Annotated in this window: 24 protein-coding genes; 18 read left to right on the top strand and 6 right to left on the bottom strand. The window is 63.8% G+C overall.

Translation table 11 applies throughout. The features are described 5' to 3' along the window. Positions 1–3: 3 nt before the first annotated feature. The 4 genes from EJ079_RS14030 to EJ079_RS14015 all read right to left on the bottom strand — a co-directional run bounded on the left by EJ079_RS14030 (position 4) and on the right by EJ079_RS14015 (position 2,658). Positions 4–522: a YcnI family protein gene (locus EJ079_RS14030; protein WP_127328226.1), complete on the bottom strand. Its 519-nt coding sequence runs from the start codon at positions 520–522 to the stop codon at positions 4–6. Between the two features lie 41 nt (positions 523–563). Beyond that, positions 564–1,103 (bottom strand): copper chaperone PCu(A)C, encoded by a 540-nt coding sequence (locus EJ079_RS14025; protein ID WP_127809281.1) that lies wholly within the window; start codon positions 1,101–1,103, stop codon positions 564–566. A gap of 98 nt (positions 1,104–1,201) precedes the next feature. Next, complete coding sequence (locus tag EJ079_RS14020; protein WP_127809280.1) at positions 1,202–1,558, bottom strand: hypothetical protein; 357 nt, start codon at positions 1,556–1,558, stop codon at positions 1,202–1,204. A 197-nt stretch (positions 1,559–1,755) separates the two neighbouring features. Next, on the bottom strand, positions 1,756–2,658 hold the full coding sequence (locus EJ079_RS14015; protein WP_127809279.1) for a GntR family transcriptional regulator: 903 nt from the start codon (positions 2,656–2,658) through the stop codon (positions 1,756–1,758). A gap of 226 nt (positions 2,659–2,884) precedes the next feature. Between EJ079_RS14015 and EJ079_RS14010 the strand changes: the two genes are divergently transcribed. The 6 genes from EJ079_RS14010 to EJ079_RS13985 all read left to right on the top strand — a co-directional run bounded on the left by EJ079_RS14010 (position 2,885) and on the right by EJ079_RS13985 (position 10,499). Then, positions 2,885–4,390, top strand: a complete 1,506-nt coding sequence (locus EJ079_RS14010; RefSeq protein WP_127809278.1) for an altronate dehydratase family protein — start codon at positions 2,885–2,887, stop codon at positions 4,388–4,390. Positions 4,391–4,450: 60 nt separating this feature from the next. Next, positions 4,451–5,449 carry an aldo/keto reductase gene (locus tag EJ079_RS14005; protein WP_127809277.1) on the top strand — a complete coding sequence of 333 codons (999 nt, stop codon included), beginning with the start codon at positions 4,451–4,453 and terminating at the stop codon, positions 5,447–5,449. 300 nt (positions 5,450–5,749) lie between these two features. Beyond that, positions 5,750–6,742 carry an ABC transporter substrate-binding protein gene (locus EJ079_RS14000; protein WP_127272465.1) on the top strand — a complete coding sequence of 331 codons (993 nt, stop codon included), beginning with the start codon at positions 5,750–5,752 and terminating at the stop codon, positions 6,740–6,742. 155 nt (positions 6,743–6,897) lie between these two features. Continuing rightward, on the top strand, positions 6,898–8,451 hold the full coding sequence (locus EJ079_RS13995) for a sugar ABC transporter ATP-binding protein (protein ID WP_127328220.1): 1,554 nt from the start codon (positions 6,898–6,900) through the stop codon (positions 8,449–8,451). Next, positions 8,448–9,413, top strand: a complete 966-nt coding sequence (locus EJ079_RS13990; protein ID WP_023812479.1) for an ABC transporter permease — start codon at positions 8,448–8,450, stop codon at positions 9,411–9,413. Before EJ079_RS13995 ends, EJ079_RS13990 begins: the two co-directional genes overlap by 4 nt. 66 nt (positions 9,414–9,479) lie before the next feature. Further along, positions 9,480–10,499, top strand: a complete 1,020-nt coding sequence (locus EJ079_RS13985) for a zinc-binding alcohol dehydrogenase family protein (RefSeq protein WP_127809276.1) — start codon at positions 9,480–9,482, stop codon at positions 10,497–10,499. Positions 10,500–10,798: 299 nt separating this feature from the next. Here the strand turns inward: EJ079_RS13985 and phnF are convergent, their stop codons facing one another. Continuing rightward, complete coding sequence (phnF, locus tag EJ079_RS13980; protein ID WP_127809275.1) at positions 10,799–11,551, bottom strand: phosphonate metabolism transcriptional regulator PhnF; 753 nt, start codon at positions 11,549–11,551, stop codon at positions 10,799–10,801. A gap of 127 nt (positions 11,552–11,678) precedes the next feature. On the opposite strand from phnF, the gene phnG reads away from it, so the two are divergent. From phnG to EJ079_RS13965, 3 genes are read left to right on the top strand one after another with little or no spacing between them, the layout of a single operon-like run. Beyond that, positions 11,679–12,140, top strand: coding sequence for a phosphonate C-P lyase system protein PhnG (gene phnG / locus EJ079_RS13975; RefSeq protein ID WP_127809274.1), 462 nt, complete (start codon positions 11,679–11,681; stop codon positions 12,138–12,140). Then, on the top strand, positions 12,140–12,751 hold the full coding sequence (gene phnH, locus EJ079_RS13970) for a phosphonate C-P lyase system protein PhnH (RefSeq protein WP_127809273.1): 612 nt from the start codon (positions 12,140–12,142) through the stop codon (positions 12,749–12,751). Before phnG ends, phnH begins: the two co-directional genes overlap by 1 nt. A 1-nt stretch (position 12,752) precedes the next feature. Next, positions 12,753–13,865 (top strand): carbon-phosphorus lyase complex subunit PhnI, encoded by a 1,113-nt coding sequence (locus EJ079_RS13965; RefSeq protein ID WP_127809272.1) that lies wholly within the window; start codon positions 12,753–12,755, stop codon positions 13,863–13,865. A gap of 2 nt (positions 13,866–13,867) precedes the next feature. Here EJ079_RS13965 and EJ079_RS13960 read toward each other — a convergent pair whose 3' ends face one another. Beyond that, a complete protein-coding gene (locus EJ079_RS13960) occupies positions 13,868–14,071 on the bottom strand; it encodes a hypothetical protein (RefSeq protein WP_127382629.1) in 204 nt (67 codons plus the stop codon). A gap of 65 nt (positions 14,072–14,136) precedes the next feature. Here EJ079_RS13960 and EJ079_RS13955 point away from each other — a divergent pair, with 65 nt between their 5' ends. The 9 genes from EJ079_RS13955 to phnE (EJ079_RS13920) all read left to right on the top strand — a co-directional run bounded on the left by EJ079_RS13955 (position 14,137) and on the right by phnE (EJ079_RS13920) (position 21,727). After that, entirely contained in the window at positions 14,137–15,036 is a 900-nt protein-coding gene (locus tag EJ079_RS13955) for an alpha-D-ribose 1-methylphosphonate 5-phosphate C-P-lyase PhnJ (RefSeq protein WP_127809271.1), read from the top strand. After that, positions 15,033–15,809: a phosphonate C-P lyase system protein PhnK gene (gene phnK / locus EJ079_RS13950; RefSeq protein WP_127267988.1), complete on the top strand. Its 777-nt coding sequence runs from the start codon at positions 15,033–15,035 to the stop codon at positions 15,807–15,809. The genes EJ079_RS13955 and phnK overlap by 4 nt, the downstream gene beginning before the upstream one ends. 2 nt (positions 15,810–15,811) lie before the next feature. Continuing rightward, positions 15,812–16,519, top strand: a complete 708-nt coding sequence (gene phnL, locus EJ079_RS13945) for a phosphonate C-P lyase system protein PhnL (RefSeq protein WP_127809270.1) — start codon at positions 15,812–15,814, stop codon at positions 16,517–16,519. Further along, positions 16,516–17,133: a DapH/DapD/GlmU-related protein gene (locus EJ079_RS13940; RefSeq protein WP_127809269.1), complete on the top strand. Its 618-nt coding sequence runs from the start codon at positions 16,516–16,518 to the stop codon at positions 17,131–17,133. Before phnL ends, EJ079_RS13940 begins: the two co-directional genes overlap by 4 nt. Continuing rightward, on the top strand, positions 17,123–17,248 hold the full coding sequence (locus tag EJ079_RS34195; protein WP_281040156.1) for a hypothetical protein: 126 nt from the start codon (positions 17,123–17,125) through the stop codon (positions 17,246–17,248). The genes EJ079_RS13940 and EJ079_RS34195 overlap by 11 nt, the downstream gene beginning before the upstream one ends. Positions 17,249–17,493: 245 nt before the next feature. Then, complete coding sequence (gene phnC / locus EJ079_RS13935; protein ID WP_127809268.1) at positions 17,494–18,351, top strand: phosphonate ABC transporter ATP-binding protein; 858 nt, start codon at positions 17,494–17,496, stop codon at positions 18,349–18,351. A gap of 92 nt (positions 18,352–18,443) precedes the next feature. Next, entirely contained in the window at positions 18,444–19,352 is a 909-nt protein-coding gene (phnD, locus tag EJ079_RS13930) for a phosphonate ABC transporter substrate-binding protein (protein WP_127809267.1), read from the top strand. 57 nt (positions 19,353–19,409) lie between these two features. Beyond that, complete coding sequence (gene phnE, locus EJ079_RS13925; protein ID WP_127809266.1) at positions 19,410–20,360, top strand: phosphonate ABC transporter, permease protein PhnE; 951 nt, start codon at positions 19,410–19,412, stop codon at positions 20,358–20,360. An 8-nt stretch (positions 20,361–20,368) separates the two neighbouring features. Continuing rightward, a complete protein-coding gene (gene phnE, locus EJ079_RS13920; protein WP_164873789.1) occupies positions 20,369–21,727 on the top strand; it encodes a phosphonate ABC transporter, permease protein PhnE in 1,359 nt (452 codons plus the stop codon). Positions 21,728–21,983 lie beyond the last annotated feature (256 nt).

Genomic DNA, 21,983 nt, shown 5'->3' with positions numbered 1-21,983 from the left:
AGATCATTTCTTCGGCAGCAGCTTGATGCCGGGTGCCGGGCTTTCCAGCGCGTCTTCATCCTGCCCTGCCGCTGGGATCTCGATCCAGCGATCGGCGGCGCCGTCGCATTCCTGCACCACCGGGAAGTAGAGTTTTTGGCCCGCCGGGAGATCCGCCGTCAACGTCGCGCGGAAGACGAACTCGTCGTAGAATTCATCGGGCAGGCTGCCGGCGCTCCAGTCGACCTCCTTGACCCCGTCGGTCACCGCCTGACCGTAGAGTTGGTAGGATTTGTCGTACTTGCCCTTCTTGGTCTGTAGCGTCCAGCCAGGCTTCGGCATCGGCTTCACCGCGATCACCCCTTCCGGAATCTGCACGCGCACGGCGGTCGTCGCCTTGCCTTCGCAGCCATGCGGCACGCGCAAAACGGCCTTGTAGGTCGAGCCGACCGCCGCCTCCTGGGTTTCGAACGTGATATGCGCGAAGGCGGCGCTGGTTCCGAGCGCGAGAAGTGCGCCGGCCGACAAAACATATTTGTTCATGATGGTCCCTCGGATTTTCAAAATTTGTCTAGCTGGCGCGATCAATCGGCGTGGTCGTCCATGGCGCCACCACCCATGCCTTCGACGGCAAAATCGACGCTGACGGCGCCGGCCTTTTCGAAGGTCAGCGTGGCGGAAAACTTCTCGCCCTGCTTGGGTTGCCGCTTCAGACCGATGAACATCAAATGATAGCCGCCGGGTGCGAGCGCGACCTTGCCGCCGGCCGGAATCTCCAAGCCCCCGGCAACCGGACGCATGGTCATGACGCCGTCCTTGACGCCCATCTCATGCAGCTCGGCCTTTTCAGAAACATCGGAGGAAATCGACACCAGCCGGTCCGGTGCACTGCCGTTATTGGTGACGGTGAAATAACCCCCGGCCACTTTGGCACCGGCCGGTGTGGCGCGCGACCAAGGGTGGCCGATCTCGAGATCGCCAACCTTGAATTCATGCGCGAGGACGGACTGGGAGCCTGTGAACAGCAGCGCAAGAGCCAGCACGGCAATGCCGACACGCTCTTCGATGCCGCGTAGAATGCCGCCGGGCATAAGACGCGCGGCGTCAGGGAAAAAATAGGACATGGTTGCTCCATGAAGTGAAGGTCGCGCCGTTGCCGGTCGCGAGCAGTTTGATCTTTGGATGGGTACGCCCACGAAAAGGTTCCGCCGGGCAAACAGGCTCAGGCCGTCAGCGGCGGCGCACGCGGGTTCGACGGTGAGCGCTCACGCGCAAAGTCGAGATGGATGGCCGCCGGAAAAACAAAGGCGACCGTTTTGAAGGAAAGGCTGCCCAGCGCCAGACCAGCACCGGGCGGCGGCGCAAAGGCCGCCGAAGCCATGCTGCAGCCGAGCACGCAGCATGCCGGAAGATGGGACGGCGGCTGGTTGCCGCCGGGAAGCTGGGCTGCGCCCTCATGGGTGCAGATGACGTTGCCGAAGGCGTCGAGCTGCGATGCATTGGGACCGGTGCCGAAGGCGAATGCTCCGAGCGTCGACTGGAGCAACAGCAGATAGGCCGCGACCAGCGCGACCGGCATGCTCCACCGTCTCCTCGATACGCTCAAAGCCCTGCCTCTTCGCAGCAATGCGACATTCCTAGCACGAGGCTGGCGGGTGGAAAATCGCCAAATCGCCGCGGCGCCAACGCGGCAGGCTCAATGCATGTCGCCCAAAAGTGTATAGCGGTTTTGGGACAACGACATGCATGAAACGAGGCTCCGAGCCGCTATGCGGCTCAGGATTTTTGCAGCGATCGGCTCTCCGGGATCGAGGTCAGCAATGTCTGGCGCGCCGACTTCAGGTGCTTGCGGCAAGCGGCGTCGACCTTGCCGAGATCGCGTGATTTCAGCGCCTCTATGTAGACCAGATGCTCACCGATCGCGACTTCGTTGCGCTCGCGTTCCTGCGCCTTGTTCCACTGGTAATGGTAGTGGAAGATCATGGCGATGACATCGTAGAAATCGACGATGAAGCGGTTGCGCGACGCCCGGTGGATGAGCCGGTGGAAGCGCTCGTCGAGTTCGGAGAACTCGGTGAAGCGGGTGGCGATGTCGTTTGCCAACTGGCGATGCTCGTCTTCCAGGCGGTCGAGATCGGTCCAGACCGCGCTGTCCTGCGGTAAAGCGGCAAAGGCGGCCGCCGAGCGCAGTTCGAACATCTCGCGGATTTCGGTCAGCTCCAGCGCGAAGGCGCGCGTAAAGCCCTTCAGCACCCAGTGACTGTTGCGGCGCTTCTCGATCAGGCCGAAGCGGGAGAAGCGGATCAGGAACTCGCGCACGCTGGTGGTGCCGACGCCGATCTCACGCGCCAGTTCGAGTTCGTTGATCTGCATGCCGGCCTCGGCGCCGCCGGCGAGCAGCCTGCGCATGAACGACCGTTCGATGATCTCGGCCAGCGTGTCGGTCTCTTCTTCGGGGAAAAAATCGTCCGGACGCGCTTCGCGCAGCACCGTCTTGGCGCGCTTGTCCCAGGCGATCAGCTCTGTCTCTTCCATGCGCGCAAGAATGGTGCGGACGGTCGTACGGCTGACGCCAAGCAAGGTGCCCAGTTCCGGCTCCGAAGGCAGGCTGCGCGTTTCGTCGAGCAGCCGCAGGCAGCGGTTGTAGGCATCCTTGTAGACGTTGTTGCTCTTCGACATCCCTGACCCGTTGCACGCCGTCGCTTGCGGCGGCCGGTTTGAAGCGCAATATGACGTTCCCATGGCCCTGAGAAGCGAAATTGCTTCCCGGAACAACCCAGACATGCGGAACTCCCCACGAAAAAACAATTGACGCAAAACTGTTTTTTCACGATAAAAGACATTATCTCTAAACAGACGCGTGTCAATCCGTCCGCGCAACCCAGGATCACCCAGGAAACCGCCCGTGAACGCCTCCAACTGCATTCTCCTGTCCCCTGCCGACAATGTCGCCGTCGCCAACGGCCGCATCGAGATCGGCACCGCGTTGCCGGGCGGTGCCGTCGCCAGTGTGCTGATCGAGCCCGGCCACAAGGTGGCGATCAAGCCGATCGCCGCCGGCGAGGCCGTGGTGAAATACGCCCAGGCGATCGGTCGCGCGACACAGGATATCGCGCCGGGCGAGCACGTTCATTCGCACAATCTGGTTTTCGAATCAGGCCGCTTGCCGGTCGTGCCGCCGAGCGAGGCCGAGCACGCGACGGAGGCCGACCGCGCCCGCACCTTCATGGGCTATCGCCGCGCCGATGGCCGCGCCGGCACGCGCAACTTCATCGGCATCATCGCCAGCGTCAATTGCTCGGCCACCGTCTGCCATTCCATCGCCGACACCGCCAACCGCACGCTTTTGCCGAACTATCCCGGCATCGACGGTTTCGTGCCGATCGTGCACGGCCAGGGCTGCGGCATGAGCGGCACCGGCGACGGCATGATGGTGCTGCACCGTACACTCGCCGGCTACGCCCGCCACCCGAATTTCGGCGGCGTGCTGATGGTCGGCCTCGGCTGCGAAGTCAACCAGCTCACCCTATACGGCCAGAAGGGCGTCGCTGCGGGCAAACGCCATTTCAACATCCAGGACGCCGGCGGATCGCGCAAATCGGTCGAAAAAGCGATGGGCGTGCTGGCCGAGATCGCCGAGGAAGTCGGCCAGTTGAAGCGTGAGCCGATCCCGGTCAGCGAGATCGTCGTCGGCCTGCAATGCGGCGGCTCGGACGGCATGTCGGGCATCACGGCCAATCCGGCGCTGGGCGCGGCTGTCGATATCCTGGCCGGCGTCGGCGGCATCGGCATCCTCTCCGAGACCACGGAGATCTACGGCGCCGAGCATCTGCTTGCCTACCGCGCGGCAACGCCGGAGATCGCGCAGAAGCTCGACGGCTTCGTGAAATGGTGGGAGGACCACGTCGCCAAGCATGGCGCCTCGATCGACAACAACCCCTCGCCCGGCAACAAGCGCGGCGGTCTCACCACCATCCTGGAGAAGTCGCTCGGCGCGGTCGCCAAGGGCGGTCAGACGCCCCTCAACGGCGTCTTCGGCTACGCCGAAAAAGTCACTGGCAGCGGCCTGGTGTTCATGGACACGCCCGGCTACGACCCGGTTTCGGCGACCGGCCAGGTGGCGGGCGGCGCCAACGTCATCGTCTTCACCACCGGCCGCGGCTCATGCTTCGGCTGCCGCCCGACGCCGTCGATCAAGGTCGCCACCAACTCGACCATGTACCACCAGATGGAAGAGGACATGGACGTCAATTGCGGCGTCATCGCCTCGGGCGAAAAGACCATCGCCGGTATGGGTCGCGAGATCTTCGAACTGATCGTCGAGACGGCTTCCGGCCGCAAGACCAAGAGCGAGGACTTCGGCTACGGCGACAACGAGTTCGTGCCCTGGCATCTGGGCGCAACACTTTAGATTTTACTGATATAAAGTAGACTGCGCGCCGGTCAGCGGCGGGCAACGGGGAGGTTGTGCATGGAAAGACGCCGCATCGGCCAGACAGCGCTGGAAGTCACCGAGGTCAGCTTCGGCGGCGCTGCACTTGGCGGCCTTTACCGCGCCTGTTCGCGCGAAGCGGCGATGGAGACGCTGCAGGGCGCCTGGGATGCCGGCCTGCGCTATTTCGACACCGCACCCTTCTACGGTTTCGGGCTGTCGGAGCGCCGCTTCGGCGACTTCCTGCGCTACAAGCCGCGCGATTCCTATGTGCTGTCGACCAAGGTCGGCCGGCTGTTCCGCCCGGTGCCGGACGATCAGGTTCCCGATCACTCCTATGTCGATCCGCTGCCCTTCGCGCTCGACTACGACTATTCCTATGACGGCATCATGCGGTCGGTCGAGTTCAGCTATGCGCGGCTTGGCCTAAACAGGATAGACATCCTGTTTGTCCACGACATCGGCGCCTACACCCATGGTGTCGAGAAGACCAAGCTGCACTTTCGCAACCTGATGGACGGCGGCCTCAAGGCACTTGAAGAGCTGAAACGGTCCGGCGTCATTTCCGCCTATGGGCTTGGCGTCAACGAAGTGCAGATCTGTCTGGACGTGATGCGCGAGGCGCCGCTCGACTGCATCCTGCTCGCCAGCCGCTATTCCTTGCTCGACCGCAGCGCCGAAGCGGAGTTGCTGCCCCTGTGCCGGGCGCGGCAGACCTCCTTGGTCATTGGCGGCGTGTTCAACTCCGGTATCCTGGCGACCGGGCCGGTGCAAGGCGCGCATTTCGACTACCGCCCTGCCAGCCATGACGTGCTCGACCGCGTCGGCGCAATGGAAAGGATCGCCGCCGAGGGAGGCTATCCGCTCGCCGCCGCAGCGTTCCAATTCCCCTTGCATGAACCTGCCGTCGCCACCGTGCTGACCGGCACCGCCAAGCTGGCGAACCTGACGCGCAACCTCCAACTGCTCGACATCGACGTGCCGGAGACGGAATACGCCAGATATCGTCCCCACACGCTGGTGCAGGAGCTGGTGTGAAACTCCATACTCTTGCGGTCACACGAAGGAATGGACATTCTATATTGACGAAATGATGGAATTAATATTCCATACGTTCCCGGAACGGAACGGAAGTGTGACGGCGCCAATGGGGAGCAGCGCGGTGGATTTGCCTCTGCCAGGCCTCGCAAGGACTGATCAAACAGCGCTTGCATCGATCTGTTCGATGCATTATCAAAACATGGCAATTGTTTTTTATTGATAAAGTTCTGTTTTGGACCACGCCTATCCGGACGGAGCTTCCGTATCGTTCACCGGGCGACTTAGGGAGGAAACCTCATGAAATTCGTGACCAGCATTCTCAACCGCCGCGCCGTCATGGCGCTGGCAGCAGCTTCGATGCTCGCCGGCGTCATGCATTCGGCGCCGGTTTCGGCGGCGGACGTCACCATTCCGATCATCGTCAAGGACACCACGTCGTTCTACTGGCAGATCGTTCTGGCCGGCGCCCGCAAGGCCGGCAAGGATCTCGGCGTCAACGTGCCGGAACTCGGTGCCCAGGCTGAAACCGACGTCAACGGCCAGGTCTCGATCCTCGAGAACGCCGTTGCCAGCAACCCGGCGGCCATCGTCATTGCGCCGACCGAGTTCAAGGCGCTTGGCAAGCCGATCGATGAAGCCGCTGCCAAGGTCAAGGTCATCGGCATCGACTCCGGCGCCGACTCCAAGGCCTTCACCTCGTTCCTGACCACCGACAACGTCCAGGGCGGCCGCGTCGCTGCCGACGGCCTCGCAGCCGCCATCGGCGCCGCCAACGGCGGCAAGATCGAGGGCGACGTCGCCCTGATCACCAACGCGCCGGGCGCCGGCTCGCTCGAACAGCGCAAGCAGGGCTTCACCGAACAGCTGGCCGCCAAATATCCGGGCCTCAAGCTGGTCGCCGATAAATATGCCGACGGCCAGGCCACCACCGGCCTCAACATCGCCACCGACCTGATCACCGCCAACCCGAACCTCAAGGGCATCTTCGCTTCCAACCTGATCATGGCGCAGGGCGTCGGTCAGGCTGTCGCGGAAAACAGCCTTGGCGGCAAGCTGGCGCTGGTCGGTTTCGACAGCGACGAGAAGCTGATCAAGTTCCTCAACGACGGCGTCATTTCCGCCCTCGTCGTCCAGGATCCGTACCGGATGGGCTATGACGGCATCAAGACCGCACTCGCCGCTTCCAAGGGCGAGAAGGTCGAAGCCAATGTCGACACCGGCGCCAATCTGGTGACCAAGGACAACATGAAAGACCCCAAGATCGACGCGCTGCTCAATCCGAAGCTCTGAGCCGTCGCATCCGCAATGGTCCCCGGGGCACATCGCCCCGGGGACAAGCTGCCGCGCAAACGACTTGGCAATCCATAAGCGTAGGCTAGGCTGTTTTCGAGACATATCCTTGTCTCGCCGCGTGCCAATCGTGAGGCCAATCTGGGAGGATTGTCATGACATCGACGGCGCAGGAACTGCATCCGGCCCCTGTGCTGGAACCGGGGCGGACCATCCTCGAATTGCGCGGGCTGGAGAAGCGCTATCCCGGCACCCACGCGCTGAAGCCGGTCGACCTCGCCTTCAAGTCCGGTGAGATCCACGCCATCGTCGGCGAGAACGGCGCCGGCAAATCCACGCTCATCAAGCTTCTGACCGGCGTCATGCCGCGCACCTCCGGAGAGATCGCCTGGGAGGGCCAGCCGGCCGCCCTGGCGACGCCGCACGAGGCGATGGCGCTCGGCATCAATGCCGTGCACCAGGAAGTCGTGCTGTGCCGTCACCTGACGGTCGCCGCCAACATGTTCCTCGGCGAGGAGAATTCACGCTTCGGCATCCTGCAGCAGCGCGCCATGGTCAGGCAGGCGCAGACGATCATCGACGACCTCGGCTTCGACCTGCCGGCGCATGTCACGCTTGGCGACCTGACCATCGGCCAGCAGCAGTTGATAGCCGCCGCCCGCGCCACCGTGCGCGGCACCAAATTCCTGATCTTCGACGAGCCGACCGCCTACCTCACCCGCAAGGAGGCCGACCAGCTTTTCACCCTGATCCGTCGGCTGAAGGGCGAAGGCGTGACGATCATCTACATCAGCCACCGCATGGAGGAAGTGTTCGAGCTCGCCGACCGCGTTTCCGTGCTGCGCGACGGCACGCTGGTCGGCACCCGCAACATCGCCGAGACCAACGATGCCGAACTGGTCAAGATGATGATCAACCGCTCGATCGAGCAGGTCTACCACAAGGAGCATTTCACGCCGGGCGCCGCCCTCATCGAGGCGAGGAACCTGTCCGGCAAGGGCTTCGAAAATGTCTCGATGACGGTCCGCGCCGGCGAGATCGTCGGACTCTATGGCCTGATCGGTGCCGGACGCAGCGAGTTCGTCACCACGCTTTACGGCCGCCACCGCAAATCCGCCGGCCAGATCCTCTGGGAAGGCAAGGAGGTGCAGGTCAATTCCGAGCATGACGCGATCAAGCTCGGCATGGCGCTGGCGCCGGAAAGCCGCCGCGACCAGGGCCTCTGCCTCAATCTGCCAGTCGGCTTCAACCTGAACCTGCCGATCTACAAGCGTATCTCGAACAATCTGCTGATTTCGAGCACGCAGGAGAAGACGCAAGCCGATCGCCAGATCGCCGATCTGCGCATCAAGACACCGACGCGCGGCGCGCTGGCATCCAGCCTGTCGGGCGGCAACCAGCAGAAGATCGTCATCGGCAAATGGCTGGCGCACGGCGCCAAGCTGTTCATCTTCGACGAACCGACGGTCGGCGTCGATGTCGGCACCAAGGCCGAGATCTACCGCCTGTTCAGCGCACTTTTGTCAAAGGGCGCCGGCATCATCCTGATCTCGTCCTATCTGCCGGAAGTCTATGAACTCGCCGACACGCTGCATGTGTTCCGGCGCGGCAAACTGGTGGCGACGCACGGTTTTCACGCCGCCAGCCACGAGGATATTCTCACTCAGGCGCTCGCCGAGAAACAAGAAAAGCTGGGAGGACAGATATGAGCACCGAGGCGATCGCCGTCGAAAAACCGAAGCGCAACTACAACGTCCTGTTTGGGCTGACGCTTTTGGCGCTGCTGGTTCTGCTCTGGATTCTTCTCTCCGTGGCGACGACGAGCTTCGCCTCCGCCAACAACATGGCCAATCTCTTGCGCCAGGGCTCGATGATCGCCATCATGGCGGTCGGCCAGACTTTCGTCATCATCACCGGCGGCATCGACCTGTCGGTCGGCGCCGTGGTCGGTTTCGCCACGGTGGTCGTGGCCATGATGATCAATGCCGGCTTCCCCATCTGGCTCGCCATTCTGGTGACGCTGCTGGTCGGCGTCGCCATCGGCATGTTCCACGGCTTCGGCATCGTCAAGATGGGCCTGCCGCCCTTCATCATCACGCTGGCAACGCTGACCTCGCTGCGCGGCATCGGCCTTTTGATGACCAACGGCAATTCGATCAACATCAACAGCGACACCTTCACCGCCTTCTCGCGCAATTCCTTTATCGGCATCCCCAACCTGTTCTGGATGGTGATCCTGGTCGGCATTCCGGCCTATATCTTCCTGCACCACAGCCGCTGGGGCCGGTATCTGTTCTCGGTCGGCTCCAACGCCGAGGCCTCGCGCCTGTCTGGCGTCAATGTCCAGCGCACCATCTACATGGCCTACACGCTGTCGGGCCTGTGCGCCGCCTTTGTCGGCGTGCTGCTGGCCGCCCGCATCGGCATCGGCAACCCGACGCAGGCCGAGGGCTGGGAGCTGCAGGCGATCGCGTCTTCGGTCATCGGCGGCACCTCGCTGTTCGGCGCCGTCGGCTCGGTGCATGGGCCGCTGCTCGGCGCCTTCATCCTGGCCACCATCAACAACGGCGCCAACCTGCTCAACGTCAACTCGTTCTGGCAGCGCATCATCACCGGCGCGCTGATCATCATCATCGTCTACTTCGACGGCCTGCGCCGCCGCGGCAAGTAGCGATCCCGCAATCAACCGCCGGCCCACCACACCAACGGGCCGGCGATTTCATGACTGGATTAGCGCATGAAAGCCGTCCTCTGCCGTTCGCCCGGCGATCTCGTCCTTGAAGACCGGCCCGCACCAGAGGCACCGCCTCCCGGCTGGGCGCTGGTGGCGGTCAGCCATGTCGGCATCTGCGGCACCGACTACCATATTTTCGAGGGCAAGCACCCGTTCCTCGCCTATCCCCGCATCATGGGCCATGAGGTGTCGGGTACTGTGATCGAGACCGGCGACGGCGTCGATCTTGCCGTTGGTGAGCCCGTGGTGATCAACCCCTATCTTTCCTGCGGCAAGTGCATCGCCTGCCGGCACGGCAAGCCGAATTGCTGCGTCAGGATCGAGGTGCTGGGCGTGCATCGCGACGGCGCCATGTGCGAATGCATCCTGGTGCCGGCGCAAAATCTCTACCCGGCCAACGGCCTGTCGCTGGCCGACGCCGCCGCAGTCGAGTTCCTGGCCATCGGCGCGCATGCCGTGCGGCGCGCCCGCGCCGACCCCGGCGCCCGCACGCTGGTCATCGGCGCCGGCCCGATCGGGCTCGGCACCGCCATCTTCGCCCGCATCGCCGAACTCGACGTGACGCTGCTCGACATGAGCAGTGAAAGGCTCGCCTTCGCCGCAAATGAGCTTGGTTTCCAGACCCTCGACGGCTCGCGCGGCGCGGTGCCCGATCTGGTCAGGCAAGCGACATCAGGCGAAGGCTTCGATGTGGTCTTCGACGCCACCGGCAACACCCAGTCGGTGCAGTCGGCCTTTGCCCATGTCGCGCATGGCGGCACCTTGGTGCTGGTCTCCGTTGTCAAGGACGACATCAGCTTTTCCGATCCGGAATTCCACAAGCGCGAGATGACGCTGATCGGCAGCCGCAACGCCTTGCGCGCCGACTTCGATCACGTCGCCGCCTCGATCCGCAACGGCGCCGTTCCCCTGGCCAAGCTCGTCACACATCGCACCACACTCGCCGGCACGCCGCGCGATCTGGCTCGTTGGGCACATGAGAAATCGGGCCTGATCAAGGCTGTGATCGAGGTCGGATCATAACATGGCAAACGGCGAACCCGGCCCGAATTGACGACGCCCGCGCAGGTCGACCCCCACTCCGTCTCGGCTTCGCCGAGCCACCTCTCCCCGATCGACGGGGTAGAGGAAGGGTGCGAGCCTATTGCAGCCAACGCTCCTCAACCAGACTCCCTGCTTCTCCCGCCGCCAAGCGTGGCGCCTTTCCTCTCCCTCCGGAGGGGGGAGAGGTGGCTCGGCGAAGCCGAGACGGAGTGGGGGAAGGCGGTAGTCAAATGCGCCGCCGCTGACAAGTGAGCGCGACCGAGTGAGCCCGTCACTCCCTACAGCGCCGACAGCTTCAGTTCCACCCGTTCGGCCGGGAAGCGCGACTCGGAAAACTGGATCGGCTGGCCGTCCGGCGTGACATTGACGGCGACCGTGACCAGCACGATGGCGCCCGGCTGCAGGTCGAGGTCGGCAAGGTCCGCCGCATCGGCATGGCGCGCCGACAGCACGGTCGATTGCCGGAGATAGTCGTCGATGCCGAAACGCGCCAGCGATGCGGTGATCGAGCCTGTTTCCGCCATCGCGGCATCGATGCCGGCAAAGAGCCGGGCCTCGAACCAGCCGGCAGCGCGCGACACCGGCCGTCCGTCGGCTTCGCCGCGCGTTTCCAGCCGGATCACATCGGCTCCCTTGGGAAGACCCAGTCCCTCGGCGACGCGCTGGCTGGCCGGCTCGACCGACGAGGCGAGCAGGACGATGTGCCGTTCCGTCGTTTGCCCTTGCAGCCCTGTCGAAAAACGTGTGCGCGCCCCGATCGGATAGGACAGCCGCTTGCGCGACAGTACGAAGGTGCCGCGGCCCTGCTCGGCCCGCAGCACGCCTTCCCTTACAAGGGCTGATATGGCGCTGCGCACCGTGTGACGGTTGACGCCATAGCGCTCTGCCAGCGCCACCTCCGGCGGCAGCGCTGCATTCTCCGTGAAATCGCCGATGGCGATCGCATGCAGGATCTTGTCGGCAATCTGCCGCCACAGCGAAACGCCACTGCGCCGCTCGATGCTGTCCGCTGACAGCCGCCCGACCTTCATTGCCCCACCTCCAGCGCCCGGTCTTCTATCGCTGTCATCCACCCGTCATGGACACGCGTTAGATAATAGGTATAATTTGTATGGTTGTCTATATCAATAGACAAATTCACGAATAGGAATGCTGCTGATGCGAGGACAGGAAGCCCGCGACCAGGCCGAGCGCAAAGCCGCCATGGCAACCCTTTCGCAATCCAGCGGCGATGACATCGTACGGCTCTGGAATGAGGCCGGACTGCCTTCGGACGCCGAGTTGCTGCGCGGCCCCGAAACCGGCCTTGTCACCCTGCGCGGCCGCATCGGCGGCGGCGGCGCCCCTTTCAATGTCGGCGAGGCGACCGTTACCCGCGCCACCGTCCGGCTGCCCTCCGGTCAGGTCGGCCATTGCTATGCGCTTGGCCGCGACAAGCAGAAGGCGAAGCTGGCGGCCATCGCCGACGCGCTGTGGCAGGACCCTGCCCGCCGCAATGGGGTCGAGACCGGGCTGATAGCGCCCCTGCGGTCGGCTCTGACCGCAGCGCATGAAAAACGCCGCGCCGAGACGGCGGCAACGAAGGTGGATTTCTTCACCATGGTTCGCGGAGAAGACTGATGGACATTGCAGCGCAATCGATCGAGGGCGGTTTCGCCGATCCGGTCTTCAATGCCCAGACCGTGTTCCGCGCCGTCATGGACGCAATGGCGCGGCCAGGCTCCGTGCAGCCGCTGCCGGCCTTCGCCCGCCCGCCGGCGCCGCTCTCGGCGACCGCCGGCGCCATCGCACTGGCGCTGTGCGACAACGACACCCCGCTCTGGCTCGACCAGGCCCTGCAAGCTTCCACCGCCATCAGATCCTGGCTTGGGTTCCACACGGGCGCGCCCGTGGCCAACACACCGGCCGATGCGCATTTCGCCTTCATCGCGGCCCCGGCCGAGATGATGTCTTTCGATGGTTTTTCGCAGGGCACGCAGGACTATCCCGACCGTTCGACCACGCTGATCCTGCAAGTCGGCGATCTCGTCTCCGGCACGCCGCTGTTGCTTGAAGGTCCCGGCATCGAAACCAGCGCCTCGATCGCGCCGGCGCAGATGCCGCGCCATTTCGTCGAGCAGTGGAAACAGAATATCAAGCGCTTCCCGCGCGGCGTCGACATCATCCTCGCCACCACTAACGGCATTGCCTGCCTGCCGCGCACCACACGCATCAAGACGATGGAGGCGTAAGATGTATGTCGCGGTAAAAGGTGGCGAAGCCGCAATCGCCAACGCCCACAGCCTGCTTGCCGACCGCCGGCGCGGCGACCGTTCGGTGCCGGCGCTTCGCCTCGACCAGATCGTCGAGCAGCTGGCGCTCGGCGTCGACCGGGTGATGAGCGAAGGCTCGCTCTACGATCGGGAGCTGGCCGCCCTAGCCATCGTCCAGGCGCGTGGCGACCTGATCGAGGCGATCTTCCTGGTGCGCGCCTATCGCACCACGCTGCCGCGCTTCGGCTACTCCAGGCCCATCGACACCGCCACCATGCTGGTCGAGCGGCGCGTGTCGGCGACCTACAAGGACCTGCCCGGCGGCCAGTTGCTCGGGCCCACTTTCGACTACACCCACCGGCTTCTCGATCCCGAGCTTGCCGCCGGCGCTGATGTCGCCGAACCGCTGCAGCGCGAGACCGAAGCGCAAGCCATGCCGCGCGTCTCGGCGATCCTCGCCCGCGAAGGCCTGATCGAGCCGGATGGCGAGATGCCGCAGGACCATGTCCTCGGCGACATCACCCGCGAGCCCCTGGAATTCCCGATGGCGCGCGACATCCGCCTGCAAGCGCTGTCACGCGGCGACGAAGGTTTCCTGCTGGCGCTCGGCTATTCCACCCAGCGCGGCTATGCCCGCAATCATCCCTTCGTCGGCGAGATCCGCATCGGCGAGGTCGAGCTCGAGCTCGACGTGCCCGAACTGCCCTTCGCGGTGCCGCTCGGCACTGTCCGCGTCACCGAATGCCAGATGGTCAACCAGTTCAAAGGCTCAGCCAAGGCGCCGCCGCAGTTCACCCGCGGCTATGGCCTCGTCTTCGGCCAGAGCGAGCGCAAGGCGATGGCGATGGCGCTCTGCGACCGGGCGCTGCGCGCGAAGGAGCTCGGCGAGGATGTCGTCGCCGCGGCCCAGGACGAGGAGTTCGTCATCTCTCACTCCGACAATGTCCAGGCGACCGGCTTCGTCGAGCATCTGAAGCTGCCGCACTATGTCGATTTCCAGGCCGAACTCGACCTCGTGCGCCGCATGCGCGCCGAGTACGACGCCCGCGAAAATGCCGACATGCTGAAAGACAAGAAGGAGGCGGCAGAATGAGCCTAGTCGCCCGATCCGCCGTCACCGCCACCGCTGTCGTGCGAATGGTCGCCATGCCCGCCACTGTGGCCGCCGCCGATGCCAATGCTCCCGCCATGCGCGCCTTCCCTGGCTCCGGGAAAAACCATTCTTCGGAGGATAAAGGCGATCACGCCGACGAACGCCAGCAGCAGAATTCCGATATGCAGCCAAGCGGTCTGGGTCATCCGATTTCGCCCCTGTTTCCGCGTCCTGGACGCCAATTCGATAGCACAATGTGGATGTGATCGCCATGACCGACATCGCCACCTACAACTTCGCCTATCTCGACGAACAGACCAAGAGGATGATCCGCCGGGCGATCCTCAAGGGCATAGCTATTCCCGGCTATCAGGTGCCGTTCGCCTCGCGCGAAATGCCGATGCCTTATGGCTGGGGCACCGGCGGCGTCCAGGTCACCGCTTCGATCATCGGCCCGGACGATGTGCTGAAGGTCATCGACCAGGGCGCCGATGACACCACCAATGCGGTGTCGATCCGCGCCTTCTTCAAGAAGGTCGCCAACGTCGCGGTGACCACCGATACTGCCAGCGCCACCATCATCCAGACCCGCCACCGCATCCCCGAACATCCGCTGACGGCGGGCCAGGTGCTTGTCTACCAGGTGCCGATTCCGGAACCCTTGCGCTTCCTCGAGCCACGCGAGACCGAATCGCGGAAAATGCATGCGCTGGAAGAATACGGCCTCATGCATGTGAAACTTTACGAGGACATCGCCAAGCACGGCCGCATCGCCACCACCTATGCCTATCCGGTCAAGGTCGAGGGCCGCTATGTGATGGACCCGTCGCCGACGCCGAAATTCGACAATCCCAAGATGCACCGCTCGCCGGCGCTGCAGCTGTTCGGCGCCGGGCGCGAAAAGCGCATCTATGCGGTGCCGCCCTTCACCGAAGTGGTCAGCCTCGACTTCGAGGATCATCCGTTCGAGGTGCAGACCTTCGACCAGCCCTGCGCGCTGTGCGCGGCCGAGAATGTCTATCTCGACGAGGTCATCCTCGACGACCATGGCGGCCACATGTTCGTCTGCTCCGACACGGATCATTGCGAGAAGCGGCGGGCGGACGGCTATCACGGCCACCTTGCCCCGGAAAACCATCTTGCCTCGGAAAAAATGGAGCCGGCGCAATGACCGACGAACCGCTGCTGCGCGTCTCGGCGCTCTCCAAATTCTACGGCTCGCGCGTCGGCTGCGACAACGTCTCCTTCGACCTGTGGCCGGGCGAAGTCCTGGCTGTGGTCGGCGAGTCCGGCTCCGGCAAGACGACATTGCTCAACTGCCTGTCGACGCGGCTGCTGCCCTCCTCCGGCAGCGCCAGCTACCGCATGCGCGACGGCCAGTTCCGCGAGCTCTACCGCATGAGTGAGGCCGAGCGCCGCTTCCTGATGCGCACCGACTGGGGGTTTGTCCACCAGAACCCGGCCGACGGCCTGCGCATGACGGTGTCGGCCGGCGCCAATGTCGGCGAGCGGCTGATGGCGGTCGGCGACCGCCACTACGGCAAGATCCGCGCCACCGCCGTCGACTGGCTATCGCGCGTCGAGATCGACGAGGACCGCATCGACGACGAGCCCCGCGCCTTTTCCGGCGGCATGCGCCAGCGCCTGCAGATCGCCCGCAACCTCGTCACCGGCCCGCGTCTGGTGTTCATGGACGAGCCAACCGGCGGCCTCGACGTCTCGGTCCAGGCGCGCCTGCTCGACCTGCTGCGCGGTCTGGTCACCGATCTTGGTCTGGCGGCCATCGTCGTCACCCATGACCTTGCCGTGGCGCGGCTTTTGTCGCAGCGCATGATGGTGATGAAGGACGGCCGCGTCGTCGAAAGCGGTCTCACCGACCGCGTGCTCGACGACCCGCGCGCGCCTTACACGCAGCTCCTCGTTTCCTCGATACTTCAGGTATAACCATGCCGACCCCCCTCGTTGTCTCCGACGTTGCCAAGAGCTTCACCATGCACCTGCGCGACGGCATCAAACTGCCTGTTGTCGCCGGTGTCTCGTTCTCGATCAGGGCCGGCGAATGCACCGTGCTCGGCGGCCCGTCCGGTGCCGGCAAGAGTTCGATCCTGAAGATGCTCTACGGCAACTATGCCGTCGACGAAGGCCAGATCATCGTCACGCATGATGACGGGCTGATCGACCTGGCCACCGCCAGCCCTCGCACCGTGCTTGCGGTGCGCCGGCAAACGATCGGCTATGTCAGCCAGTTCCTGCGCACCGTGCCGCGCGTTTCGGCGCTCGATGTCGTCGCCGAACCGCTGGTCGAGCGCGGCGAGGATCGCGAGATTGCCCGCGGCAAGGCGCGCGCCTTGCTGGCACAGCTCAACCTGCCGGAGAAACTCTGGGCTTTGCCGCCTGCGACCTTTTCCGGCGGCGAGCAGCAGCGCGTCAACATCGCGCGCGGCTTCATCACCGAGCATCCGATCCTGCTGCTCGACGAACCGACCGCTTCGCTCGACGCCAGGAACCGCGACGTCGTGATCGAACTCATCGCCGCCAAGAAGGCGGCTGATGTCGCCCTGCTCGGCATCTTCCATGACCACGACGTGCGCGAGGCGGTTGCCGACCGCATCATCGACGTCACCGCTTTCGCGTCCGGAAAAATCGCCGCATGAGCAGGAAATTGTCCGAGACGCCGCTGATCCACCCGACGGCGGATGTACAGAATTCGACGCTCGGCCGCTGGACCGAGATCGCCGACCGCAGCCGGGTCTCGGAAAGCGAACTTGGCGACTATTCCTACATGATGCAGGACTGCTCCGTCTGGTGCGCGACAATCGGCAAGTTCGCCAACATCGCCGCCGCTGTGCGCATCAACGCCACCAACCACCCGACCTGGCGGCCGACGCTGCATCACTTCACCTATCGCGCCTCGGACTACTGGGACGATGCCGAGCACGAGACAGAATTCTTCGCCCAGCGCCGCGCCAAACGTGTCACCATCGGCCACGACACCTGGCTCGGCCATGGCTCGACCATCCTGCCCGGCGTCATCGTCGGCGATGGCGCCGCGGTCGGCGCCGGTGCTGTCGTCTCGAAAGATGTCGCGCCTTACACCATCGTCGCCGGCGTGCCGGCAAAGCCGATCCGCGAGCGCTTCGATCGCCGCACGGCCGAACGCTACCAGGCGCTCGCCTGGTGGGACTGGGATCATGCAAGGCTGCGGACCGCGTTGGATGACTTCCGGGAGCTTGAGGCCGAGGCCTTCCTGGAGAAATATGGCGGATAGCGACGTCCAGGAATGGGCCGCCACTGACGCCGGGCAGCGGGGCAAACCGCCTGGCCCCTGCTATCCGCATGACGTGCCTCTCGACACCATGACGGCCCTTGTCTGGAACGCCTGAAGGAAGGCCTCGCCGTCGCCAGCGCGCCACGGGCGAGTATGTGCGCATCACGTGGTGCCGTCTTGCCATCGGCACCAACTCGCCAGGCCTGCATTCCACATCACCTTCGACTGCTGGTCCTGGGCCGGCCACAGGCTCCGGCCTGTGGAGCGTAACAAAACTGACATCACCGCGACACGGCAGGTTCATGTGGCTGCGCTAGGCGAATGCCTGACGATCAATGGTCCGGACTGGAACCTGCCCCCATGCCAGCAAATTCCGCCACGCTCGAAATCCGCGGTGTCACCCGACGATTTGGCAAGAACACCGCCGTCAGCGACATCAACATCGCCATCCCGCAGGGTCAGATGGTTGGCGTCATCGGCCGTTCGGGCGCCGGCAAATCGACTCTTCTTCGCATGATCAACCGTCTCATCGATCCCAGCCAGGGGTCGATTTTTTTTGACGGCGCCGAGGTCTCGCAACTGCGCGGCTCGCCGCTGCGGCGCTGGCAGCGCGACTGCGCCATGATCTTCCAGCAGTTCAACCTGGTGCCGCGCCTCGACGTGCTGACCAATGTGCTGCTCGGCAAGCTGAACCACCGTTCGACCATGTCCAACCTTCTCGGTATGTTTTCCCGCGCCGAGTGCGCCGAGGCTGTCGCCGCGCTCGAGCGGCTCGATATCGCCCGCACCGCGCTGCAGCCGGCCGGCACGCTGTCGGGCGGCCAGCAGCAGCGCGTCGCCATTGCCCGCGCCATGATGCAGCAGCCCAAGGTGATCCTCGCCGACGAGCCTATCGCCTCGCTCGACCCGCTCAACGCCAAGGTGGTGATGGATTCGCTGCAGGACATCAATTTGCGCGAGGGCATCACCGTCGTCACCAATCTGCACACGCTGGATACCGCGCGCACCTACTGCAACCGCATCATCGGCATGGCCGCCGGCAAGGTCGTCTTCGACGGCCCACCGGAAGAACTCAACCGCGAGGCCGTGCGTCTCGTCTATGGCGCCGACAGCAATGGCCAGGAAATCTCCGAGGCCATCACCTCGACCAGCGTTGCCTTCAGCCGAAAGATCGCCGCATCCGCCGGACCGCTCGAGCCCGCATTCCCAGGGTATTGAGAGCGGTTGGGATCGCCAGCCCACGTCAAGGGCACCTGTCAAAATCGATAACGCTGCCGGCGCGGGGCCGGAACCTACAGGAGAGATAACAGATGTTCAGGAAGATGGTTTTTGGCGCCGTTTCGGTGCTCGCCATGGCGACCAGCATGGCCCATTCCGCCGACATGAAGGAATTTCGCGTCGGCATTCTCGGCGGTGAAAACGAAACCGACCGCCTGCGCAACTACCAGTGCCTCGCCGATCATCTGAAGGCCGAATTCGGCTTCGAAAAGGTCTCGCTGTTCCCCGCCGCCGACTATGACGGCGTCATCCAGGGTCTGCTCGGCGGCACGCTCGACTTCGCCGAACTCGGCGCTTCCGGCTATGCCAGCGTCGTTCTCAAGGACCCTAAGGCGGTCACCCCGATCCTCACCACCCAGCAGACCGACGGCGCCACCGGCTATTATTCGATCGGCCTGGCACTGAAATCCTCCGGCATCACCGACATCAAGTCGGCCAAAGGCAAGAAACTCGGCTATGCCGATCCGGATTCGACCTCCGGCTATCTGATCCCGCTGACCCAGATTCCGAAGGACACCGGCGCTTCGAACGAGACGTTCTTTGCCTCGACCCAGTTCAACGGCGGCCATGAGAACAACATTCTCGCCGTGCGCGACGGCAAGGTCGATGTCGCGGTAGACGATTCTTCGGGCGTCGGCGACTTCAAGAACGGCTTCACCTCCGGTAGCTTCCACAAGGTAGTCGCCAAGGGCGCCGTCGACCCCAACGACTTGGTCGAAGTCTGGCGCTCGGGCCTGATCCCGAACGGCCCGCTGGTCGTGCGCGCCGCGCTCGGCGACGAGATGACCGCCAAGCTGGCCGCCTTCTTCACCGCCTTGCCGACCAAGGACAAGGCCTGCTTCGAAGGCGTCGAAGGCGGCGACTTTACCGGCTACGTCCCGGTGAAGGCGGACTTCTACAACGTCATCGTCGAAGCCCGTAAGGCAGCCATCGGCGGCTAACGGCGAAACCGGAAAGGGCGGTGCGTTCAAAGTACCGCCCTTTCTGCATCTCCGATCATGACCATTTCAGTGACAGCCCCCACCCACCAGATGGCCGATGCCTGGCGAAGCCAGACGTCCCTGCGCCGGCGCTATACAGCACTCGGCGTTGGCTTGCTGCTTGTTGCGATGTTTTCCAGCATGTGGTTTGCCGACGAAGCCAATGCCGGGCACTTTTTTGACCGCCTGCCGCACATTCTGGATTTCCTGAGCTGGCTGGTTCCCAAGGACTGGAACGACGTCTGGCGCGCGCTGTTCGACATCGCCTCGCCACACGACACCGGTACCCAGGAATTCAATTTTTCGCTCGGCCGGGTCTATATCTGGGGCGGGCTCTACATCCCCGAATATTTCGAGCTGATGCTGACCACGGTGAATGTGGCGCTGGTCTCGACCTTCATCGGCTTTGTCTTCGCCGTGCCCTTCTCGTTCATCGCGGCGCGCAATCTGACGCCGCACCCGGTGCTGCGGCTCGTCGTCAAGCGCCTCATGGAATTGCTGCGCGCCTTTCCTGAAATCGTCATTGCCGGCCTCTTCGCCGCCATCGTCTCGACCGGTCCCATCGCCGCCATCATCGCCATCGGCCTGCATTCGATCGGCGCACTCGGCAAGCTGTTCTACGAGATCAACGAGAACATCGACATGCGCGCCGAGGAAGGCTTGACGGCGGTCGGCGCCAACTGGTTCGAGCGGGTGCGCTTCGCCGACCTGCCGCAGGTGCTGCCCAATTTCATGTCCTACACGCTGCTGCGGATCGAGATCAATGTTCGGGCCTCGACGATCATCGGCGCCGTCGGCGGCGGCGGCATCGGCGAGGAGCTGAAGCTCTCCATCTCGCGCGGCTTCGGCGCCAAGACGCTGGCGCTGGTGCTGCTCCTGTTCACGACCATCTTCATCATCGACCAGTTCTCCGCCTGGCTGCGCCGCAAATTGGTCGGCGAACAGGCCTTTTTGATGAGCGCCACCTGACCATGGCCATGACCGTCGATGAAATCAAAGCGATCGAGGAACGCTACCCGCACGTGTTCCGGCGTCCGGCCTACAAGCGCTTCGGCCCGTTGCTCCTGTTCGTCGGCACGCTGCTCTATCTCGTCTATGCCTTATGGTTCTTCAGCCTGCCGCAGGTTTTGCGCGAATCGCATTGGGAACGGCTGCCGCTCTTCCTGACGCAATGGGTCAGCTACGATCTGCAACCGGAATTCCGGCTCGACCAGCCGGAGATTACGCCCAGATATCCGCGTTTTTCGGCGCTGGGCGAGAATCCCAATCCGGATTGGGTAATCAAGAATGCCGACGGCTCCTTCACCGTGCGGATCGATGGCCAAGCAAAGTCCGTCACGTTCGACAAGACCTATGCGACCATTGTTGCTCATGGACAAACAGTGCCGGTGGCGTTGACCAGCGGCAAGCCGGTAGTCTCGGGCCCTGTGCCGGACTGGGTGACCGTGCATGACGATGAAATCGTCGCCAAGATGGGCTTTGTCGGCGAGGTGCGCGTCACCGTAGACCGGGTAAAAGTCCGCAAACGCTTCCTCGGCTGGGCAAATTTCGTGTTCGACACACGCTCACCCTTCTTCGGCAAGTCCGCTGGCGAAGTCATCTCGCTGATCGTGTCCGGGCCCGAACTCAAGCCGGGCACCTCGAACCTCGCGCTGGCCGGCAACAACATCTGGAACAACGCCCAATGGCAGCACGGCGACGTCTGGACGAAGCTGCTACAGACCATTGTCATGGCTTTTCTGGGCACGCTGCTCGGTGGCATCGTCGCCTTTCCGCTTGCCTTCTTCGCCGCCCGCAACATCACGCCCAGCGGGTTGCTCAGCCAGATCCTGAAGCGCTTCTTTGATTTCATGCGCTCAGTCGACATGTTGATCTGGGCGCTGTTCTTCACCCGCGCTTTCGGCCCCGGCCCACTGGCAGGCAGTGCCGCCATCTTCTTCACCGAGATCGGCACCCTCGGCAAAGTCTATTCGGAAAGCCTCGAGAACATCGACGACAAGCCACGCGAGGGCATCAAGTCGACCGGCGCCAATGGCTTGCTGGTGCAGCGCTATGGCGTGATGCCGGAAGTCATCCCCATCTTCATCAGCCAGACGCTCTACCAGTGGGAATCCAACACCCGCGGCGCCACCATCATCGGCGCCGTCGGCGCCGGCGGCATTGGCCTCAAGCTCTGGGAAGCGATGCGCACCAATTCCAACTGGGCCAACGTCTTCTACATGGTGCTGCTGATCCTGTTCGTCGTCTTCATCTTCGACAACATCTCCAACTTCCTGCGCCGCCGGCTGAGCCGGACAATCCACGACTACAACAGGATCCAGGCCGAGCAGGGGTAGGCTTGTGATGCAGAAGCGCAAGTCGTCTCGTCCGGCGCCCAAGGATCGCCCCCCACTCCGTCGAGCTACGCTCGACACCTCTCCCCCGATCGACGGGGTAGAGGAAAGGCGCCAGGCTGTGCGAGCCGACGCCTGTCTTTCTAGACCAGCCACCAAGCTCCCTTTCCTCTCCCTCCGGAGGGGGGAGAGGTGGCTCGGCGAAGCCGAGACGGAGCGGGGGAACCACCTGGCAACCGCCGCGAACGCAAATAGAAAA

It is taken from the genome of Mesorhizobium sp. M7A.F.Ce.TU.012.03.2.1, from assembly GCF_004006095.1.
In the GTDB taxonomy this organism is placed as follows: domain Bacteria; phylum Pseudomonadota; class Alphaproteobacteria; order Rhizobiales; family Rhizobiaceae; genus Mesorhizobium.
The sequence above is the reverse complement of the archived record's forward strand: the minus strand, read 5'-3'. Positions and strand labels throughout refer to the sequence as shown.

Excerpts from the sequence above, each read along its gene's own strand:
- EJ079_RS14030 (WP_127328226.1), bottom strand. The coding sequence starts at position 522 with ATGAACAAATATGTTTTGTCGGCCGGCGCACTTCTCGCGCTCGGAACC.
- EJ079_RS14025 (WP_127809281.1), bottom strand. The coding sequence starts at position 1,103 with ATGTCCTATTTTTTCCCTGACGCCGCGCGTCTTATGCCCGGCGGCATT.
- EJ079_RS14020 (WP_127809280.1), bottom strand. The coding sequence starts at position 1,558 with ATGCCGGTCGCGCTGGTCGCGGCCTATCTGCTGTTGCTCCAGTCGACG.
- EJ079_RS14015 (WP_127809279.1), bottom strand. The coding sequence starts at position 2,658 with ATGTCGAAGAGCAACAACGTCTACAAGGATGCCTACAACCGCTGCCTG.
- EJ079_RS14005 (WP_127809277.1), top strand. The coding sequence starts at position 4,451 with ATGGAAAGACGCCGCATCGGCCAGACAGCGCTGGAAGTCACCGAGGTC.
- EJ079_RS14000 (WP_127272465.1), top strand. The coding sequence starts at position 5,750 with ATGAAATTCGTGACCAGCATTCTCAACCGCCGCGCCGTCATGGCGCTG.
- EJ079_RS13995 (WP_127328220.1), top strand. The coding sequence starts at position 6,898 with ATGACATCGACGGCGCAGGAACTGCATCCGGCCCCTGTGCTGGAACCG.
- EJ079_RS13990 (WP_023812479.1), top strand. The coding sequence starts at position 8,448 with ATGAGCACCGAGGCGATCGCCGTCGAAAAACCGAAGCGCAACTACAAC.
- EJ079_RS13985 (WP_127809276.1), top strand. The coding sequence starts at position 9,480 with ATGAAAGCCGTCCTCTGCCGTTCGCCCGGCGATCTCGTCCTTGAAGAC.
- phnF (WP_127809275.1), bottom strand. The coding sequence starts at position 11,551 with ATGAAGGTCGGGCGGCTGTCAGCGGACAGCATCGAGCGGCGCAGTGGC.
- phnG (WP_127809274.1), top strand. The coding sequence starts at position 11,679 with ATGCGAGGACAGGAAGCCCGCGACCAGGCCGAGCGCAAAGCCGCCATG.
- phnH (WP_127809273.1), top strand. The coding sequence starts at position 12,140 with ATGGACATTGCAGCGCAATCGATCGAGGGCGGTTTCGCCGATCCGGTC.
- EJ079_RS13965 (WP_127809272.1), top strand. The coding sequence starts at position 12,753 with ATGTATGTCGCGGTAAAAGGTGGCGAAGCCGCAATCGCCAACGCCCAC.
- EJ079_RS13960 (WP_127382629.1), bottom strand. The coding sequence starts at position 14,071 with ATGACCCAGACCGCTTGGCTGCATATCGGAATTCTGCTGCTGGCGTTC.
- EJ079_RS13955 (WP_127809271.1), top strand. The coding sequence starts at position 14,137 with ATGACCGACATCGCCACCTACAACTTCGCCTATCTCGACGAACAGACC.
- phnK (WP_127267988.1), top strand. The coding sequence starts at position 15,033 with ATGACCGACGAACCGCTGCTGCGCGTCTCGGCGCTCTCCAAATTCTAC.
- phnL (WP_127809270.1), top strand. The coding sequence starts at position 15,812 with ATGCCGACCCCCCTCGTTGTCTCCGACGTTGCCAAGAGCTTCACCATG.
- EJ079_RS13940 (WP_127809269.1), top strand. The coding sequence starts at position 16,516 with ATGAGCAGGAAATTGTCCGAGACGCCGCTGATCCACCCGACGGCGGAT.
- EJ079_RS34195 (WP_281040156.1), top strand. The coding sequence starts at position 17,123 with ATGGCGGATAGCGACGTCCAGGAATGGGCCGCCACTGACGCCGGGCAG.
- phnC (WP_127809268.1), top strand. The coding sequence starts at position 17,494 with ATGCCAGCAAATTCCGCCACGCTCGAAATCCGCGGTGTCACCCGACGA.
- phnD (WP_127809267.1), top strand. The coding sequence starts at position 18,444 with ATGTTCAGGAAGATGGTTTTTGGCGCCGTTTCGGTGCTCGCCATGGCG.
- phnE (WP_127809266.1), top strand. The coding sequence starts at position 19,410 with ATGACCATTTCAGTGACAGCCCCCACCCACCAGATGGCCGATGCCTGG.
- phnE (WP_164873789.1), top strand. The coding sequence starts at position 20,369 with ATGACCGTCGATGAAATCAAAGCGATCGAGGAACGCTACCCGCACGTG.